This window comes from Bifidobacterium sp. MSK.17.10, from assembly GCF_019129655.1.
Classification (GTDB): Bacteria; Actinomycetota; Actinomycetes; order Actinomycetales; family Bifidobacteriaceae; genus Bifidobacterium; species Bifidobacterium adolescentis.
The window spans coordinates 280994-297157 of record NZ_JAHOJD010000003.1; the positions used below are offsets into that span (position 1 = coordinate 280994).

The following is a 16164-nucleotide window of genomic DNA, read 5'->3' on the forward strand; positions in this document are numbered from 1 at the left end:
AGGGAATCGAAAGAGGTTGAGCGTGTCTGACAATAAGAACGACATTCTGCACGTCGAAGGCGGCAAGCCGTTGAACGGCACCATCAAGGTGCGTGGCGCGAAGAACTTCGTAAGCAAGGCCATGGTCGCCGCATTGCTGGCCCCGGGCACATCCGTGCTGAAGAACGTTCCGGAAATCCGCGACGTGCACGTGGTGTCCGACCTGCTGCGCCTGCACGGCGTGGACGTGACCGTGGACGGCGCGAACGGCGTGGTGGCGATCGACGCCACCAACGTGCAACTCGCCGACGTGGCCGACGTGGACACGCTGTCCGGCTCGTCCCGCATTCCGATTCTGTTCTCCGGCCCGCTGCTGCACCGTCTGGGCGAAGCGTTCATTCCGGCGCTCGGCGGCTGCAACATCGGCGGTCGTCCGATTGACTTCCATCTGGAAACCTTGCGCAAACTCGGCGCGAACGTCGACAAGGAACACAAGGACGGCATCCACATCACCGCTCCGAACGGTCTGCATGGCGCGAAGATTCACCTGCCGTACCCGTCCGTGGGCGCCACCGAGCAGACGCTGCTCGCCGCTGTGCTCGCCGAAGGCAAGACCGAGCTTTCCGGCGCCGCCATCGAACCTGAGATCATGGATCTGGTGAGCGTGCTGCAGAAGATGGGCGCCATCATCTCCGTGGACGTGGACCGCACGTTCCGCATCGAAGGCGTCAAGGAGCTCAAGGGCTACACGCACACGTCTCTGACCGACCGCATCGAGGCCGCCTCCTGGGCGTCCGCCGCGCTCGCCACCCATGGCGACATCTTCGTCAAGGGCGCCACCCAGCCGGAAATGATGACCTTCCTGAACGTGTTCCGCAAGATCGGCGGCGAATTCGACATCACCGACAAGGGCATCCGATTCTGGCATCCGGGCGGAGATCTGAAGCCGGTAGCCATCGAGACCGACGTGCACCCGGGCTTCATGACCGACTGGCAGCAGCCGCTCGTCGTGGCGCTGACCCAGGCCAACGGCCTTTCCATCGTGCATGAGACCGTGTATGAGAACCGTTTCGGCTTCACCAAGCCGCTGGTGCAGATGGGCGCCACCATTCAGCTGTACCGCGAATGCCTCGGTTCCCTGCCATGCCGCTTCCAACAGCGCAACTACAAGCATTCCGCGGTCATCTTCGGACCGACCCCGCTGACCGGACGTGACATCGACGTGCCGGATCTGCGCGGCGGCTTCAGCCACCTGATTGCGGCGCTCGCAGCCAAGGGCCCGTCCAACGTGCAGGGCATCTCCCTGATCGACCGTGGCTACGCCGACTTCCGCGGCAAGTTGGAAGCCCTCGGAGCCGACTTCGACTGATTCGCTGCGATTGGTTCGATGAATCGGCTGCGGCTGATTTATTGCGATTGACCAGTTGCGACTGGCTAGTCGCGATTGACCAGTCGCGCTGAACGCATACCACCTTTCACCGACACTCGCCTTACGCGGGTGCCGGTTTTGTTTTATCCGCGATTGCCGCTGCCGCAATCGCAAACCTGCTTTCCATACCTTCCACATCTTCCGCATATTCCTTTTACTGCCTCATCGCCCGTCTTTTCTGCATCATTTGACGGCCAAATGATGCAGAAAACGATGGTATGAGGTAGTAAAAGCAAAATGTCGTGGAAAGCGGCGCCGTCGAACGTATCGGCGGGCGGTGGCACAATGGGAGCCATGGCATCCAAAGGAAAACCGTCGCCGCGTTCCGCGGTGAAGCCGCTGAGCGACGAGCAAGTCGCAAAACTCGCGCGGAAGCATCATCTTGTAGACCCGACCCACGATTTCCCGACCGGTCCACGCAAGGCCAACACCGCGGAAATCGAAGCGCAGAACCCCAAAGCCACGCATCGCCTGCTGGCCGGCTGCGACGTGGTGCTGCGCAATCACAGCAAAGTGAAGGCTTGGGGCTTGGAACACGTGCCGGAAACCGGCCCGTTCATCACCGCTGCGACGCATGTGACCATGTATGACGTGTTTGTGCCGATGGTCTCGCTGTTCCATCAGGGCCGCCGCCCTCGCTACATGGCCAAGGCGGAAATGGCCAAATGGCCGCTGATCGGCAAATGGTTCCAACTGGTCGGCATGCAGCCGGTGCAGCGCCGCGCGGGCAAGGCCAAAGCCATCGAGGAAACGTCCGTGGAAATCCTCACTTCCGGCCGTCCGCTGACCGTATGGCCGGAAGGCACCGTGACGCGCGATCCGCAGAAATGGCCGATGAGCATGAAAAACGGCGTGGGCGTGATCGCCCTCGAATCCTCACGCCGACTCGGCTACCAGGTGCCGCTGTACTGTGCCGTGACCTGGGGCGCGGCCAGCATCAACCACTGGTGGCCGTGGCCGCGCAAGAACGTGGTGATGTGCTACGACGAAGCGCTCGACTACGCGGACCTGCTTGACGGCTGCGATTCCTGGGGAGACGAAGTGCCGACGGACCGCGCCGACGAACTGACCCGCCGCATCCGCGTGCGCATGACCGAAATCATGGCCGAAATCCGCGGCGAACAGGCACCCGACGGCTACTGGGACTACCGCACCATGAGTCGCGTGAAAGACTGATTTTCCCCCACACACCCGTTCCGGCGGCGAACAAAATACGCGTGCGACCGGAACACGCGGCCGGTGTGCGTAGCCGGCGGTAGCATAAGACAACGTCGATTGAAAGCGGCGGCCGATGTGGCATACGCTCGGCCGCAAAAAGCAACCCAAATAATCCAAGGAGCAAAATTCATGGCGAATGTGACGGTACTGGGCGCTGGCGCTTGGGGAACGGCCTTCGGTCAAGTGCTTGCCGACGCGGGCAACAACGTGACCATGTGGGCCATCGAACCGGAAATCGTGGAAGGTATTCGTGACCATCACCACAACGGTGTGCGCCTGCCCAGCGTGGAAACGCTGCCCAGCAACATGACCGCCACCGGAGACCGCGCCGAAGCCGTGGCCAACGCCGACATCGTCATCGTGGCCATCGCCGCGCAGTTCGCACGCGTGGCACTGACCGAATTCAAGGGACTCATCCCCGAGACCGCGCTCGTGGCATCCCTGATGAAAGGCATCGAACGCACCACCGGCAAACGCATGGACGAAGTCGTCATGGAAACGCTCGACCTTCCGGCGGAACGCTTCGCCGCCATTTCCGGACCGAACCTGAGCAAGCAGATCGCCGACCGCGAGCCGGCCGCGACCGTGGTCGCCTGCGCGGACATCGACAACGCGCGTACCATCGCCACCGCCTGCACCACCGACTACTTCCGTGCGTTCGTGACGCGCGACGTGATCGGCTTGGAAATGTGCGGATCGCTGAAGAACGTGGTGGCGCTCGCCGTGGGCATGGCCCGTGGCGCAGGCTACGGCGAGAACACCGCGGCCATGATCGAAACCCGTGGCCTTGCCGAACTGACCGCGCTGGGCGAGGCGGCCGGAGCCGATCCGAAGACCTTCGCCGGACTTGCCGGCGTGGGCGACCTCATCGCCACCTGCGGTTCCCCGCTGAGCCGCAACTACACGTTCGGCTCCAACCTTGGCAAGGGCCTGAGCGTGGAAGAGGCCACCAAGGTGAGCAACGGCGTGGCCGAAGGCGTGCCGACCACCGACGCGGTGGTGGCGTTGGGCAAGCAGTACGGTGTGCCGACCCCGCTCGCCACGGCCATGAGCCACGTGCTGGACGACGGCATCTCCTGCGCGCAGATGCTGTCCGAACTGTTCGGCGAAGGCATCACCGAGGAGTAGCAGCCGGCTTGTATGCTGGATGCTTGGCAAAAATCCTGAAAAGTCATAAAAGTTAAGGAATAAAGGCTATAGATATGGCAAAAAAGCGCATTGTGGTGATGTACGGCGGCAAGGCCGACGAGCATTCGATCTCCTGCATCTCCGCTGCGAGTGCGCTGCGCGCGCTGGACACGGACAAGTTCGAAGCCATTCCGGTGGGCATCACCAAGGACGGCAAGTGGATCGTCAACGGTGAGAATCCGCTCGGATGGAGCCTGGACGAAGGCCTGCCGACCGTGGAGAAAACCCCAGGCGCCAAGGACGTGGTGCTTGAAGTGGCTCTCGGACAGGACGGCTTCTTCGCCCGCGAGGATGACGGTACGCTGACCCCGTTCGGCCATGTGGACGCGGTGTTCCCCGTGCTGCACGGGCCGTACGGCGAGGACGGCACCATCCAGGGTCTGTTCGAAATGATGGGCGTGCCGTACGTGGGGTGCGGCGTGCTCGCCTCCGCGGCCTGCATGGACAAGCATTACACGAAGGTGCTGCTTGCGGCCGCCGGCATTCCCGTCGCGCCCGGCATCACGCTCGACGCGCGTTCCTTCGACAAGGCTTCCGAATTCAAGGCCAACGCCGATGCGATCATGGCGCAGGTTAGCGAAGCCGGCTTGCAGTATCCGCTGTTCGTCAAGCCGTCCCGCGCCGGCTCCAGCTTCGGTGTGACCAAGGTGGAGCATGAGGGCGATGCGGCCGAACTCGCGGCCGCCGTGTACGAGGCGTCCCGCCACGATTGGCGCATCCTCGTGGAACAGGGCATCGTCGCGCGCGAAATCGAATGCGCGGTATTGTGCCCGAAGGCCGGCGAAGCGCCGCAGGCCAGCTGGCCGGGCGAAATCGTGCTCGACAAGCGCGCCGAAGGCGACGACCAGTTCTACGACTTCGACAGCAAGTACATGGACGCCGCCGCAAGCCACGTGGAAGTGCCCGCCAACCTGCCGGAAGAGACGCTGAACCTTGTACGCGAAACCGCCAAGAAGGCGTTCGTCGCCGTGGACGGTGCCGGTCTGAGCCGCGTGGACACCTTCGTGACCAAGGACGGCAAGGTGATGGTCAACGAAATCAACACCATGCCGGGCTTCACGTCCATCTCCATGTACCCCAAGGCATGGGAGGCCACCGGCGTGCGCTACACCGACCTGATCACCATGCTCATCGAAGGCGTGCTGCGCTGAATCCTGAATCTCAGCCGAACTGAGCCGAAGCCGTGCCGTATTCCAAGCTGAAAAGCGCAAAGAAAGCAACACGAAGCAACACGAAAAAGGCCAGTTCATCGTAAGTTTGCCGAAGCGAAACGGGAATATTCCTAAAAATCGCTTCGGCTTTACTTATTCTTTGACACTACGTTAGGTAACGCCATTACGTTTCCATGTTGTCGATTCCAAGAACAACAACACAACAAGGGAAACGAAAACGATGAACGCTTTGCGCAAGATCGCCGTCGGCTCGCTCGCCGCCGTGCTCGCATGCTCCATGGCCGCCTGCGGATCAGGCAACGCCAATTCCACCGATAGCGCCTCCAACACCGGTAAAACCGTGAAAGTGGACGAAAAGTCCGCAAAGGCCACTTCGATCTCCGATTTCGGCGGCATGGACGGCCTCGTGGCCGCTGCCGAAAAGGAAGGCGCGCTCAACGTGATCGCGCTGCCGCACGACTGGTCCAACTACGGTGACGTGATCAGCGGCTTCAAGAAGAAGTATCCGAAGATCAAGATCAACGAGCAGAACCCGAACGCCTCCTCCAAGGAGGAAGTGGACGCCGGCAAGACCAACAAGGGCACCGACGCCGCTCCGGACGTGTACGACCTCGGCCTGGCCGTGGCCTCCACCAGCACCGACAACTTCGCCTCGTACAAGGTGCAGGCCTGGGACAAGATCCCGGATTCCGTCAAGGATAAGGACGGCAAGTACTACGCCGACTACACCGGCATCATGTCCATCGGCTGGAACGCCGACAAGTACGGCGACATCAAGTCCATCAACGACCTGACCGACCCGAAGTTCGCCGGAACCGTGGCACTCAACGGCAAGCCGGCCGAAGCCGGTGCCGCGTTCAACGGCTACCTGATGATCAACCAGCTGGCCGGCGGCGACATCAAGAACCTGCAGCCGGGCCTCGACTTCTTCAAGAAACTCAAGGACTGCGGCAACCTCACCACCGTCGACGTGACCGACGGCACCATCGACTCCGGCCAGACCGGCGTGGTGATGGACTGGACCTACAACCAGGCCTCCTACCAGAAGAGCCTCAAGGCCAAGGGCGTGAACTGGAAGTTCAAGACCTTCAAGAACGCCCAGGTGGTCAGCTACTACAACCAGGCCATCAACGTGGACGCCCCGCACCCGGCCGCAGCCCGCCTGTGGGAGGAATACCTGTACAGCGCCGACGCCCAGAACGACTGGTTCAAGGGCGGCGCGAACCCGGTACTGCTCGACTCCATGAAGAAGGACGGCACCGTCGACCAGACCACCCTCAAGAACGCCATCACCATCGACGGCGATCCGGTGAGCTACACCAACGAGGATTCCACCCGCATCACCACATGGCTCCAGGACAACTGGGACAAGACCATCGGCAACTGACATGACCGCAGTGCTTACCTCAGGAGCTCACGCCAAGCGCGCGGGCTCCTCCGCCATCTCGTTTGCCGCGCATAGGCGTGAACTCGGCACCATCGCCGTGTCCATCCCGTTCTTCGCCTACACCGCGTGCTTCCTGCTCGCCCCGACGGTCATCGTCATCGTGGGCGCCTTCCAATCCGCCGACGGCAGCTTCACCGTGGCGAACTTCAACAAACTTTTCGAAGCGAACACCATCGCCGCATTCGGCACATCGATACTCGTATCGGTCGCATCCGCGGTCATCGGCGCCATCGTGGGCGCGCTCGCCAGCTACGCCCTCGTCATCGGCTCCAAGCCGAACGGCCTGCTGCGCCGCATGATTTCGGCCATCTCGTCGGTACTCGCCCAATTCGGCGGCGTGATGCTGGCGTTCGCGTTCATCGCCACCATCGGCATCAACGGCGTGGGCACCATGCTCATCAAACAGCTGACCGGCTACGTGGTGAATCCGAACTGGCTCAGCTCGCTGCCGGGCCTGATCACCATCTACTGCTACTTCCAGATTCCGCTGATGATCATCATCTTCCTGCCCGCGGTCGATTCCATCCGCCCGCAGTGGCGCGAAGCCACGGAAAGCCTCGGCGGCAACACCTTCCAATACTGGACGCGCGTGGCCGGCCCGATTCTGGCGCCGCGATTCATCTCCGCGTTCCTGCTGCTGTTCGCGTCCGCGTTCTCCGCATACGCCACGGCCGCCGCGCTGTTCTCCCAGCGTTCGATCCTCGTGCCGCTGATGATCCAAGGCGCGATGCGCAACGAAATGGACCCGAACCAGCAAGGCTTCGCGCAGGTGCTCGCCTTCGCCATGATCGTCGTCGTGGCGGTGGTCATGATGATCAGCCACGCCGTGGAAAAGAGGGCCGGACGATGGCAGTGAACGCAAATACGCAAACCGTAAGCGCGCAATCGGAGGAAAAGCAGAACATGCAGGAATCGCAAACCATGCCGCCGCAGCTGCGTGCGGCCAGACTCGGCAAGCAACGCATCGTCAAAACCATCATTCTCACGGTGACGCTGCTGTTCCTGTTCGTGCCGCTGGTGTCCATGTTCCTGTTCACCATCCGACACCCGTTGTCCGGAAAATGGAGCTTCGACCCGTGGATCGCCATCTTCACCGGCGACGGCAGCGCGCTCGGCGCCGACCTGAGCACCCTGTGGAGCGGCCTCGGCGCTTCGCTCGCGCTGTGCGTGGTGACCGTGCTGATCATGCTCGTGCTGCTCGTGCCCACCATGGTGATCGTGCACATCCGCTCGCGCAGACTGGAACGCGCCATCGAATGGGTGGCCACGCTGCCGCTGACCATTCCGGCCATCGTGCTGGTGGTTGGCCTGGGACCGATCTACCGCTGGCTGTCCGCCGACGTGCTGAGCACCAACCCGATCTGGCTGTGCTTCGCCTACGTGGTGCTGGTCATGCCGTTTGCCTTCCGCGCGCTTGCGGTGGGACTCAATTCCATCGACGTGAAGACGTTATGCGAGGCCTCACGGTCCCTCGGCGCTTCATGGCCGCGCGTATTCTTCCGCGTACTCATTCCGAACCTGTGGCAGTCGATCCTGTCCGCATCGTTCATCTCCATAGCCGTGGTGCTGGGCGAATACACCGTCGCCTCACTGCTCGGCCGTATGAACCTACAGGTCGCGCTGTACCAGCTCGGCCAATCCAATTCGCAAATCTCCACCGCAATGTCGCTGCTGGCACTGCTATTCGGCGTGATTCTGCTGGTGGCTCTCGATCTGATTTCCGGCGCGATGCGTCGGAACAAGGAAGGTGACAACTCATGACTCTCGCCGAACAGAAGGCGGTGGTTGCCCATACCTCGGAAGCGTTCTCCGATACCGAACCCAACGTGGTGACCGAAGCGGCGAAGGCCGTGCTCAAGGATTCCGAAGCGCGCGGCGGCGGTGTGCAGATGCTTGGTGTAGACAAGATCTACCCCGGTTCGACCGTCAAGGCGTTGGACGATTTCAACCTGGAAATCAATCCGGGCGAAATGGTGGTGCTGCTGGGCGGCTCCGGCTGCGGCAAATCCACCGCGCTGCGCTCCCTGGCCGGGCTGGAAGACATTCAGGCCGGACGCATCCTCGTCGGCGGCCAGGACGTGACCGGCGTGCCCGTCAACAAGCGTGACATGGCCATGGTGTTCCAGGCCTACTCGCTGTTCCCGCACATGACCGCGTTGCAGAACGTGGAATTCGGCCTTGAAATCCGAGGCGTGGACCGTGCGGAACGCCGCCGCCAGGCCATGGAGAAACTGGAACTGGTCGGACTTGCCGACCAGGCGAAAAAGTACACGCAGCAGATGTCCGGCGGCCAGCAGCAGCGCGTGGCCCTGGCCCGTGCGCTGGCCGTGAACCCGCGTGTGCTGCTGCTCGACGAGCCGCTGTCCGCATTGGACGCCAAAGTGCGCGTGCAGCTGCGAGACGAAATCCGCCGCATCCAACTCGAAGCCGGCACCACCACCGTGTTCGTGACCCACGACCAGGAAGAAGCCCTTGCCGTGGCCGACCGCATCGGCGTGATGAACCACGGCCGCATCGAGCAGATCGCCGCCCCGCAGACGCTGTACCGCCGCCCCGACACGGAATACGTGGCCACCTTCATCGGCCTGACCAACCGTCTGCCGGGAATCGCCAACGGTGAGGAGGCCGTGGTGTTCGGCCAGCGCGTCCCGCTGCTGGACGGTTCCGCCACCGACGCCTCCACGGTGCTGGTACGCCCCGAGAACATGACGATCGAACTGACCAACGATGCCGATGCCGTCCACGGAGCCGGCGAACTTGGCCGCGTGGAGATGGTGCATTTCCTCGGCGCGCTGGCCCGCGTGGGCGTGCGCGTAGCCTGCGCAGGCATGGGTGGCACGATTCGCGTCACCGTGCAGCTGCCGGCCAACGAGCTGCCCGCAGGACTTGCGATCGGAGCGCAGGTCGTGGTCGTGCCTCGGCCGATTCCGGCGCTCGCCGTCTGACGATTGGTTGCTGCGCGCGATTGTTGCGTACCGTCATTGCGCGCGATCGCCGTGCGTGATTATTGCGTACGGTCGCCCATCGCGTGAGCCGAGCCATTCGCAGGGCTGAGATTCCAAGCTGATATTCAGAGAACTGGTAGTACAGTGCTGAATATCAGCTTTTTTATTTGCTTGCCGTAAGTTCGTAAGGTGACCATGACGTTTCCGCAACAACCGCAACAGCCGCAGTACCCCCAGTATCCGCAGGGGCCGGCACAGCAATATCCGCAATCGCAATTTCCGCCGCAGCCGCTGCAGTATTCGCAGCAGTTTCCGCAGCCGAATCGCAATCCGTTCTTCGAATGGCTTCATCGGGCGAAACGTGACTTTTCGCGCATCGGCGCAAGCCTGTGCCTGATGGTGATCATCTGGTACGCGGGCGTCTTCCTGCTCAAAGGCGTGGTGCGTGCGGTCGCGGGCGGTGTAGGCGCCGGCGGCGATATGCCGAATTGGATGACGTTCCTCATTTCCGACGTGCCGCTGTATCTGATCGCCATGCCGGTCGCGGTGGTGCTCATGGGCAAATCGACCGTCATCGAAACCCGCAAATTCAACATGAAACCGGGCATGTTCTTCAAGCTGCTGCTCATGTGCCTGCCGATGATGTGGGTCGGCAGCATGGTCGGCAGTATGCTGTCGCTGGCGCTTTCCGACGGTGAAGCCACGAACCGCGTAGCCGATCTTGCCATGCAGACGAACATCTGGAATGTCGTGTTCTTGGTGATTCTTGGCCCGATTTTCGAAGAATGGATGTTCCGCAAGCAGCTCATCGACCACACCCGCAAATACGGAGAGAAAACGGCGATTCTGCTGTCCGGCCTTGCGTTCGGACTGTTCCACATGAACCTGTTCCAGTTCTTCTATGCGTTCCTGCTGGGAGTCATGTTCGGCTACATCTACATGCGCACCAGCAAACTGCGCTATTCGACGGCCATGCACATGATCATCAACTTCAACGGCGGCGTGCTCGCGCCGTGGATTCTGACGCGCGTCGACCTGGACCAGCTGGACAAGGTGTCTCAGGCCGCGGAAAACGGCAATGTGGCGGCGATGGAACAGTGGGCGTCGCAGAACGCCACCGGGCTGGCGATCATGCTCGTCTATTTCCTGCTGTACGGTGCCGTGATTCTCGCCGGATTCGTGCTGCTGATCCGTAACTTCAGGAAAGCCGAATTCTACATCGCGCCGGAGGAGCTGCCGCGTGGGACCGGCGCCAGAACCGTGTACGGCAACGTCGGCATGGTCACGTTCATCGTGCTCACGGTGCTGCTGACGGCGATCAGTCTGTTCCTATAGCCGCAGTCGCGCGGATTATGAAGGCCGGCCGGGGATACGTTCCCGGTCGGCCTTTCTGTTGCCTGCATAGCTTGTGTTGCGTGCGTTGCGTTGCGCACGCCGCTGCCGCTATTCGCCGCTGCCGACCGCGCGGTGCTCAAGATAATCGGCATGCGCGATCGACTGCGCCACCGCATCCGCCATCGTGGACAGCAGCAAATCGTTTTTCGCAAACGCGTAAATCGTGCCGTCAATGCCGTACGGGGTGAAGCCGTTGAGCTTCACCACCGGCTTGTATTGCGGGTTGGCAAGCCCCACGGTCGCATGTTCCACGGTGCTGACGATGTCGGCCTTCATACGCTCCACATCCACGCCCGCCTTCGCGGTGAACGGCACCGACACCAGGCACTCGTTCGACGGGTCAAGCTTCTCCAGCGAGGCGGTGTTCAGAATGGAATTCGGAATGACCATTTCGTTGCCGTTGCGTTCGCGGACGATGGTCTGACGCCAGTTGATGTCTTTGACGGTGCCGGTGATGCCGGCCACCTTGACGTAATCGCCCGGCTGGATGACGCGGCCAAGCATAAGCCCGAAGCCGCCGATCACATTGGCGATCGTATCCTTCAAACCCAGCGAAACCGCAAGACCGCCGATGCCAAGAGCGGTGAATATCGTGGTCGGATTGATGCCGAACACTGGCTGCAGCAGCGTGCCGATGGCGAACACCCACACCACCGCGCGCATGATGTTGACGAAGATGGAGGCGTTCGGCACCTGCGATTTGTCGAGCACGCGGCGCACCACCTTGGTGAGCGCCTTGTCGATAAGCGCGGCGACGATGAGCACGACGGCGAGCAGGATGAGCTTGCTGTAGTTTTTGGCAAGCCAGTGCATGAGAATTTCAACTGGATCCATGGCTGCCTAGTCTACACAGGGGACGTTGCACAACGCTTGCGATTGACTGGATGATTCCTGATCCGCCGGCTGGCCGCAGCGGAGCATAATGGATTCCGTAGGATGCGTTGGCCAGCGAAAAGGGGTGCGACATGGGCAATGTCGTGGATTATGTGCGGCGCGAGTTTCATGGATTCGCGGAGCTGCCGTTCGGCGATGTCGATTCGCTGGTGCTGGCTGAGCTCTCATATATGCGGCTTTCCGGCTTGGTTCCGGCGTTCGGCGAGGCGAGGTCGGTGGCGACGGTGCCGATTCGAGAGCTGCTGCGTGCGGAAAGCTATGACGACATGTTCGTTTCGAATTCCTCCGATATAAACGAGTATCGGCTCGCGTTGCTGCGTGCCGTCTGCGAATCGCCGCGTTTCCGCGCGTTGCGTGTCGGCGAGTACGCGGAGCGTCTGAGCGAGCGCGAACAGCAGCAGTTCGCCGCGATGACGTTCGACGTGGGTTGCGGGCCCGTCGATTCGCTGTATGTAGCCTTCCGTGGCACCGATGGCACGCTTGTCGGATGGAAGGAGGATTTCAATATGGCGGTGCGTTGCCCGGTGCCGTCCCAGGAATCCGCGTATCGGTATGTGAACTCGATTCTGGACAGGTCGGAAGGTTTCCTTTCGTCGGGCGATTCGCCCGCGGTCATGCTCGGCGGGCATTCGAAAGGCGGCAATATGGCCGTGTATGCGGCCATGCGTATCGCGCACGATGACATCGAAGTGGCTGGCGAGCGCGCGGCGGCTCGGATTGCTGCCCTCATTGGGTGGGCCAGTGCGGGGTCGCAACAGACGGATCTCCCGCATCTTTTCCCATGACGGGCCGGGCCTTCCGAAATCGACGGTGCGCGGTCAGTCGTACCGTGCAATCGAATCGCGTATCCGCAAAACCGTGCCCGAATCGTCCGTCGTGGGCATGCTGCTGCAATCGAATGCGCCAGTGCGCATCGTCAAAGCGGATGCCATCGGCATCATGCAGCATATGGGAAACAGCTGGCAAGTGGCGGAAAATGGCGATTTCGAACAGGTGGACGAGCTGACGGCCGGCGCGCAGCTCATCAAACGAACCCTCGACGGGTGGCTTGACACCGTAAGCCAGGAGCAGCGCGAGCGCGCCATCGACCAGATCTACGGGATCTTCGCGGCGGCGGGATACGGCAATATCGCCGATTTGGTGGAGCATTGGACGGATTCGCTGCCGAAGATTGTGGAGGCGGCGCGCAATACCGATCGGGAGACGCGCGGACTCATCAGGGCGGTGATCAAGGCGATTCCGGTCAGCGCGGCGAAGGCGGTGCGCGAGGGCTGAAGCGGGTTGAGTGCCGAGGCGGGCTGAAGCGCGTGCCGAGGCGGGGCTATGGGCGGATGCAACGGCTGGTCGGGATGGTTGCCGAGCCGCATTTCGGCCGATTCATGTGTCACGATCCTCGAAAAGGCGTGAAAAATGGAATTGTGACACATAAGTGCCGCGCAAGTGACACACGAGTGCCGCACAAATGACACATAAGAAGGGCAATGGAGGGCATCGGGGCGCCGATGATCCGGATGCATCCCCGTTCGCTGACGTAGGATGGTGCGGTGCGGACGCATAATTGTGGAAGCATAATGGAATGCGGAATGTCGACGGCTGCGAAAGGGGTGTGCAATGGGCAACATCATCGATTACGCGCGTACGGAGACGCGCGATTTCGGCGAGCTTCCCTTCCGTGAGGCCGACGCGCTCGTGCTCGCGCAGCTTTCGTACGACGACGTGCCGGAATGTGTGCCGCGATTGGATGACGTCGAATCGAAATACGGCACGTTGCGCGATCGCGTGAAGCAGTTCGACGTACGCCGGCCGATCCGTTCGCTGCATATGTTGCGCAAGCTCCCGTTCAACGGCGTGACCATCGCACGCGCCGATGACGAACTGAACCACGACCAGGCGGTGCCCGACCATGACGTCGAGAACGTGGGACTGGTCGATCCGCAGGTGACGCACGACTTCTACCATGCCGTCGCCTCGAATCCGCGGTTCTCCGACATTGAAATGGGGGCGTTTCTCGAGCAGTTCGACGGCGAAGAGCAGACGCAGTTCGCCGCGGTGACCTACCTGCTGCCGTCCGGCGCGCTTGTGGTGGCGTACCGGGGCACCGACGATTCGCTGGTCGGCTGGAAGGAAGATTTCAACATGGCCTTCCAGTATCCGGTACCGGCGCAAGCGACCGCCGCCGACTATCTGGCCAGAGTCGCCGCGCTGTGGAAGGACGTGCCGATTGTGCTCACCGGCCATTCCAAGGGCGGCAATCTGGCCGTATATGCGGCGATGAACGCATCGGACGAGGTGAAGGACCGCGTCGAACGCATCTACTCGCTGGACGGGCCGGGATTCCCCGAATCTGTGGTGAACAGCTTCGAATATGCAAGCGTGAGCGACCGCATCGTCAAAATCGTTCCGGACTCATCGGTGGTGGGCATGGTGCTGGAAACCCCCGAACGGTGCATGGTGGTCAAATCCGACGTGGAAGGCATCATGCAGCATTTCGCGTTCTCCTGGCAGATGCACGGCGGCGAATTCGACAAAGTCGAGGACGTGGCCAACAGTTCGGTGACTTTCAACAAAGCGTTGAACGGGTGGCTGTCCAACCTGTCCAAGGAACAGCGCGAACGTGCTGTGGACGCGCTGTTCGCGGTGCTGGAGGCGTCCGGAGCCGGCAGCATCTCCGCCATGATGGCGGCCGGACCGAAGGTCATCCCCGAAATGCTCGGCACATATGTTGGATTGAGCGTTGAAGATCGACGCAACCTGAACCAGGCGCTGGGCATCATGCTGCAGGCCGCGCTCGCCCGTAATCCGAAGGTGCGGCGCAGGTAGACGCAGATTGCGCGGGTGGCGTATGCCGATGCTGGCCGGGGGTGGCTGGTCGGCGAACGGAGGCTTGGTTTGCGTCTGACGGGCCGGCAATCGCCATAAATACGACACGTTGTGTAGTTTGTTCTAGACAGACTGTATAGTAAAGCGCGTTGCGTATTGGAAATGACTTTGCGAACGACTGTTAAAATAGGGGGAGCCATGCCACGTCCACGCCGGGATTCGGAGATCCTGCCAGCCAAGGAACGTCTCGAAAACGCGTTCTGGGAACTGCTATCCGAACGTGAATATCGTAAAATCACCGTCACCGACATCGTACGTACGGCGGATGTGAATCGTAATTCCTTCTACTACCATTTCACGGGCTTGCCGGAACTTGCCGATTCCGCCATTCTGCACGCCGTGGAAAACACACCGCTTCCCAGCGCGCCCAACGCGAATTTCAATCCCGACAACGAATGGCGCAAGCATGTCACCGCGCTGCTACGCGAGCCCGAACAGCGTCGGCGTCTTGACCGGCTCGCGCTGCTCGCCGGACCGCACAGCTCGCCGGAACTCGTCGAATCCCTGCGGGACTTCGGCAGGCTCACGTTGATCTCCGTGCTGGGGCTTGACGCCGACCACCTCGACCTTAAAACCGATCTCATGCTCGACTTCACCGTAGGGGGCATGCTGGCGGTATTGCGCCGTTGGCCGAAACTCCACGAGCAGCTGCCGATGGACGCCGTGTTCAACGAGGACTTGGCGGTGTTGGCCACGGGCATGTTCATGTCCATGTCCAAAACCGACATGCTGGGCTATTGGAAGCGCATCTTCAGCAGTGGTTTCGTGCCCGGGCAGGCGTCTCACGACGACCAAGCCCCGCAATCCGCCGCACAGTGAGCCATACGCCACACTGCGTTACTTTTCGGTGGTAGAAACGTCTGTAGCGGCGCTCTTTCAGGGTGCGTCAGACGTATGCAACAGCACGACAGGGAGGTTGTTCCATGATCAACGAAGCCTACAAGGCCATGCTCGGCGGAAAATCCGTAATCCGCGAGCTGAGCGAATACGCGACCGCGCGTGGCGCCGAAATCGGCTACGAGAACGTGTTCGACTATTCGCTGGGCAACCCGAGCGTGCCGTGCCCGCAGGACTATACCGACGCCGTGATCGACATGTATAAAACGGCCGAACCGGTGGCGTTGCACGGCTATTCTCCGTCCTTGGGCATTCCGTCGGTGCGCAAGGCGATCGCCGAAAGCCTCAACCGCCGCTTCGACATGGACTACACCGCCGACTACATCTTCCCGACCACGGGTGCGGCCGGCGCATTGGCGCATGCGCTGCGCGTGGTGACCAAGCCGGGCGACGAAGTGATCACCTTCGCCCCGTACTTCCCGGAATACCAGCCGTATGTGAACGGCACCGGCGCGCACCTGACCGTCGTTCCGGCCGACACCGAGAACTTCCAGATCAACTTCGACGCGTTCGAGAAGGCGCTCAACCCCGGAACCGCGGCGGTGCTCATCAACACCCCGAACAATCCGTCCGGCGCGGTCTATTCCGCTGAAACGCTGACCCGCCTGGCCGAGGTGCTCAACGCCAAGCAGACTGAATACGGCCACGACATCTTCCTGATCGCCGACGAGCCGTACCGCGAGATCGTGTTCGACGGCGGCGAGCAGCCGTATCCGAGCA

General features: G+C 61.6%; 15 protein-coding genes. 14 read left to right on the forward strand and 1 reads right to left on the reverse strand.

The features are described from left to right. Window positions 1-22: 22 nt before the first annotated feature. The 9 genes from murA (at window position 23) to KSX58_RS03920 (ending at window position 10713) form a co-directional block, all read left to right on the forward strand. On the forward strand, window positions 23-1348 hold the full coding sequence (gene murA, locus KSX58_RS03880) for a UDP-N-acetylglucosamine 1-carboxyvinyltransferase (protein WP_217735813.1): 1326 nt from the start codon (window positions 23-25) through the stop codon (window positions 1346-1348). A gap of 354 nt (window positions 1349-1702) precedes the next feature. Beyond that, a complete protein-coding gene (locus KSX58_RS03885; protein ID WP_085381626.1) occupies window positions 1703-2584 on the forward strand; it encodes a 1-acyl-sn-glycerol-3-phosphate acyltransferase in 882 nt (293 codons plus the stop codon). Window positions 2585-2755: 171 nt separating this feature from the next. Continuing rightward, a complete protein-coding gene (locus KSX58_RS03890) occupies window positions 2756-3754 on the forward strand; it encodes an NAD(P)H-dependent glycerol-3-phosphate dehydrogenase (protein ID WP_033499362.1) in 999 nt (332 codons plus the stop codon). A gap of 74 nt (window positions 3755-3828) precedes the next feature. Next, window positions 3829-4965, forward strand: coding sequence for a D-alanine--D-alanine ligase family protein (locus tag KSX58_RS03895; RefSeq protein WP_217735814.1), 1137 nt, complete (start codon window positions 3829-3831; stop codon window positions 4963-4965). 241 nt (window positions 4966-5206) lie between these two features. Further along, the gene (locus KSX58_RS03900) at window positions 5207-6373 is read left to right on the forward strand and encodes an ABC transporter substrate-binding protein (RefSeq protein WP_011742721.1); all 1167 of its coding nucleotides are present in this window, start codon (window positions 5207-5209) and stop codon (window positions 6371-6373) included. 1 nt (window position 6374) lies between these two features. Then, window positions 6375-7289, forward strand: a complete 915-nt coding sequence (locus tag KSX58_RS03905; RefSeq protein ID WP_003807614.1) for an ABC transporter permease subunit — start codon at window positions 6375-6377, stop codon at window positions 7287-7289. A 47-nt stretch (window positions 7290-7336) separates the two neighbouring features. Next, window positions 7337-8194 carry an ABC transporter permease gene (locus KSX58_RS03910; protein WP_011742722.1) on the forward strand — a complete coding sequence of 286 codons (858 nt, stop codon included), beginning with the start codon at window positions 7337-7339 and terminating at the stop codon, window positions 8192-8194. After that, window positions 8191-9378, forward strand: a complete 1188-nt coding sequence (locus KSX58_RS03915) for an ABC transporter ATP-binding protein (protein ID WP_217735815.1) — start codon at window positions 8191-8193, stop codon at window positions 9376-9378. The genes KSX58_RS03910 and KSX58_RS03915 overlap by 4 nt, the downstream gene beginning before the upstream one ends. 195 nt (window positions 9379-9573) lie before the next feature. Further along, on the forward strand, window positions 9574-10713 hold the full coding sequence (locus KSX58_RS03920) for a CPBP family intramembrane glutamic endopeptidase (RefSeq protein WP_217735816.1): 1140 nt from the start codon (window positions 9574-9576) through the stop codon (window positions 10711-10713). Window positions 10714-10821: 108 nt separating this feature from the next. Here the strand turns inward: KSX58_RS03920 and KSX58_RS03925 are convergent, their stop codons facing one another. Continuing rightward, complete coding sequence (locus KSX58_RS03925) at window positions 10822-11607, reverse strand: mechanosensitive ion channel family protein (RefSeq protein WP_021913777.1); 786 nt, start codon at window positions 11605-11607, stop codon at window positions 10822-10824. A 131-nt stretch (window positions 11608-11738) separates the two neighbouring features. Between KSX58_RS03925 and KSX58_RS10375 the strand changes: the two genes are divergently transcribed. The 5 genes from KSX58_RS10375 to KSX58_RS03945 form a co-directional block, all read left to right on the forward strand. Continuing rightward, window positions 11739-12452 (forward strand): Mbeg1-like protein, encoded by a 714-nt coding sequence (locus tag KSX58_RS10375; protein ID WP_254882390.1) that lies wholly within the window; start codon window positions 11739-11741, stop codon window positions 12450-12452. Window positions 12453-12477: 25 nt separating this feature from the next. Next, window positions 12478-12942: an Mbeg1-like protein gene (locus tag KSX58_RS10380; RefSeq protein ID WP_254882391.1), complete on the forward strand. Its 465-nt coding sequence runs from the start codon at window positions 12478-12480 to the stop codon at window positions 12940-12942. 336 nt (window positions 12943-13278) lie between these two features. Further along, window positions 13279-14487 carry a DUF2974 domain-containing protein gene (locus KSX58_RS03935; protein ID WP_021913775.1) on the forward strand — a complete coding sequence of 403 codons (1209 nt, stop codon included), beginning with the start codon at window positions 13279-13281 and terminating at the stop codon, window positions 14485-14487. 198 nt (window positions 14488-14685) lie between these two features. After that, entirely contained in the window at window positions 14686-15366 is a 681-nt protein-coding gene (locus KSX58_RS03940) for a TetR/AcrR family transcriptional regulator (RefSeq protein WP_042989827.1), read from the forward strand. Between the two features lie 104 nt (window positions 15367-15470). Continuing rightward, window positions 15471-16164 (forward strand): aminotransferase class I/II-fold pyridoxal phosphate-dependent enzyme (locus tag KSX58_RS03945; RefSeq protein ID WP_217752044.1); only part of this gene is annotated, 694 nt, incomplete at its 3' end.

Bases quoted from the DNA above. Each gene is read 5' to 3' on its own strand.
- KSX58_RS03910 (WP_011742722.1), top strand. From the start codon at position 7,337: ATGCAGGAATCGCAAACCATGCCGCCGCAGCTGCGTGCGGCCAGACTC.
- KSX58_RS03900 (WP_011742721.1), top strand. From the start codon at position 5,207: ATGAACGCTTTGCGCAAGATCGCCGTCGGCTCGCTCGCCGCCGTGCTC.
- KSX58_RS03935 (WP_021913775.1), top strand. From the start codon at position 13,279: ATGGGCAACATCATCGATTACGCGCGTACGGAGACGCGCGATTTCGGC.
- KSX58_RS03895 (WP_217735814.1), top strand. From the start codon at position 3,829: ATGGCAAAAAAGCGCATTGTGGTGATGTACGGCGGCAAGGCCGACGAG.
- KSX58_RS03915 (WP_217735815.1), top strand. From the start codon at position 8,191: ATGACTCTCGCCGAACAGAAGGCGGTGGTTGCCCATACCTCGGAAGCG.
- KSX58_RS10375 (WP_254882390.1), top strand. From the start codon at position 11,739: ATGGGCAATGTCGTGGATTATGTGCGGCGCGAGTTTCATGGATTCGCG.
- KSX58_RS03940 (WP_042989827.1), top strand. From the start codon at position 14,686: ATGCCACGTCCACGCCGGGATTCGGAGATCCTGCCAGCCAAGGAACGT.
- KSX58_RS03905 (WP_003807614.1), top strand. From the start codon at position 6,375: ATGACCGCAGTGCTTACCTCAGGAGCTCACGCCAAGCGCGCGGGCTCC.
- KSX58_RS03890 (WP_033499362.1), top strand. From the start codon at position 2,756: ATGGCGAATGTGACGGTACTGGGCGCTGGCGCTTGGGGAACGGCCTTC.
- KSX58_RS03920 (WP_217735816.1), top strand. From the start codon at position 9,574: ATGACGTTTCCGCAACAACCGCAACAGCCGCAGTACCCCCAGTATCCG.
- KSX58_RS03925 (WP_021913777.1), bottom strand. From the start codon at position 11,607: ATGGATCCAGTTGAAATTCTCATGCACTGGCTTGCCAAAAACTACAGC.
- KSX58_RS03885 (WP_085381626.1), top strand. From the start codon at position 1,703: ATGGCATCCAAAGGAAAACCGTCGCCGCGTTCCGCGGTGAAGCCGCTG.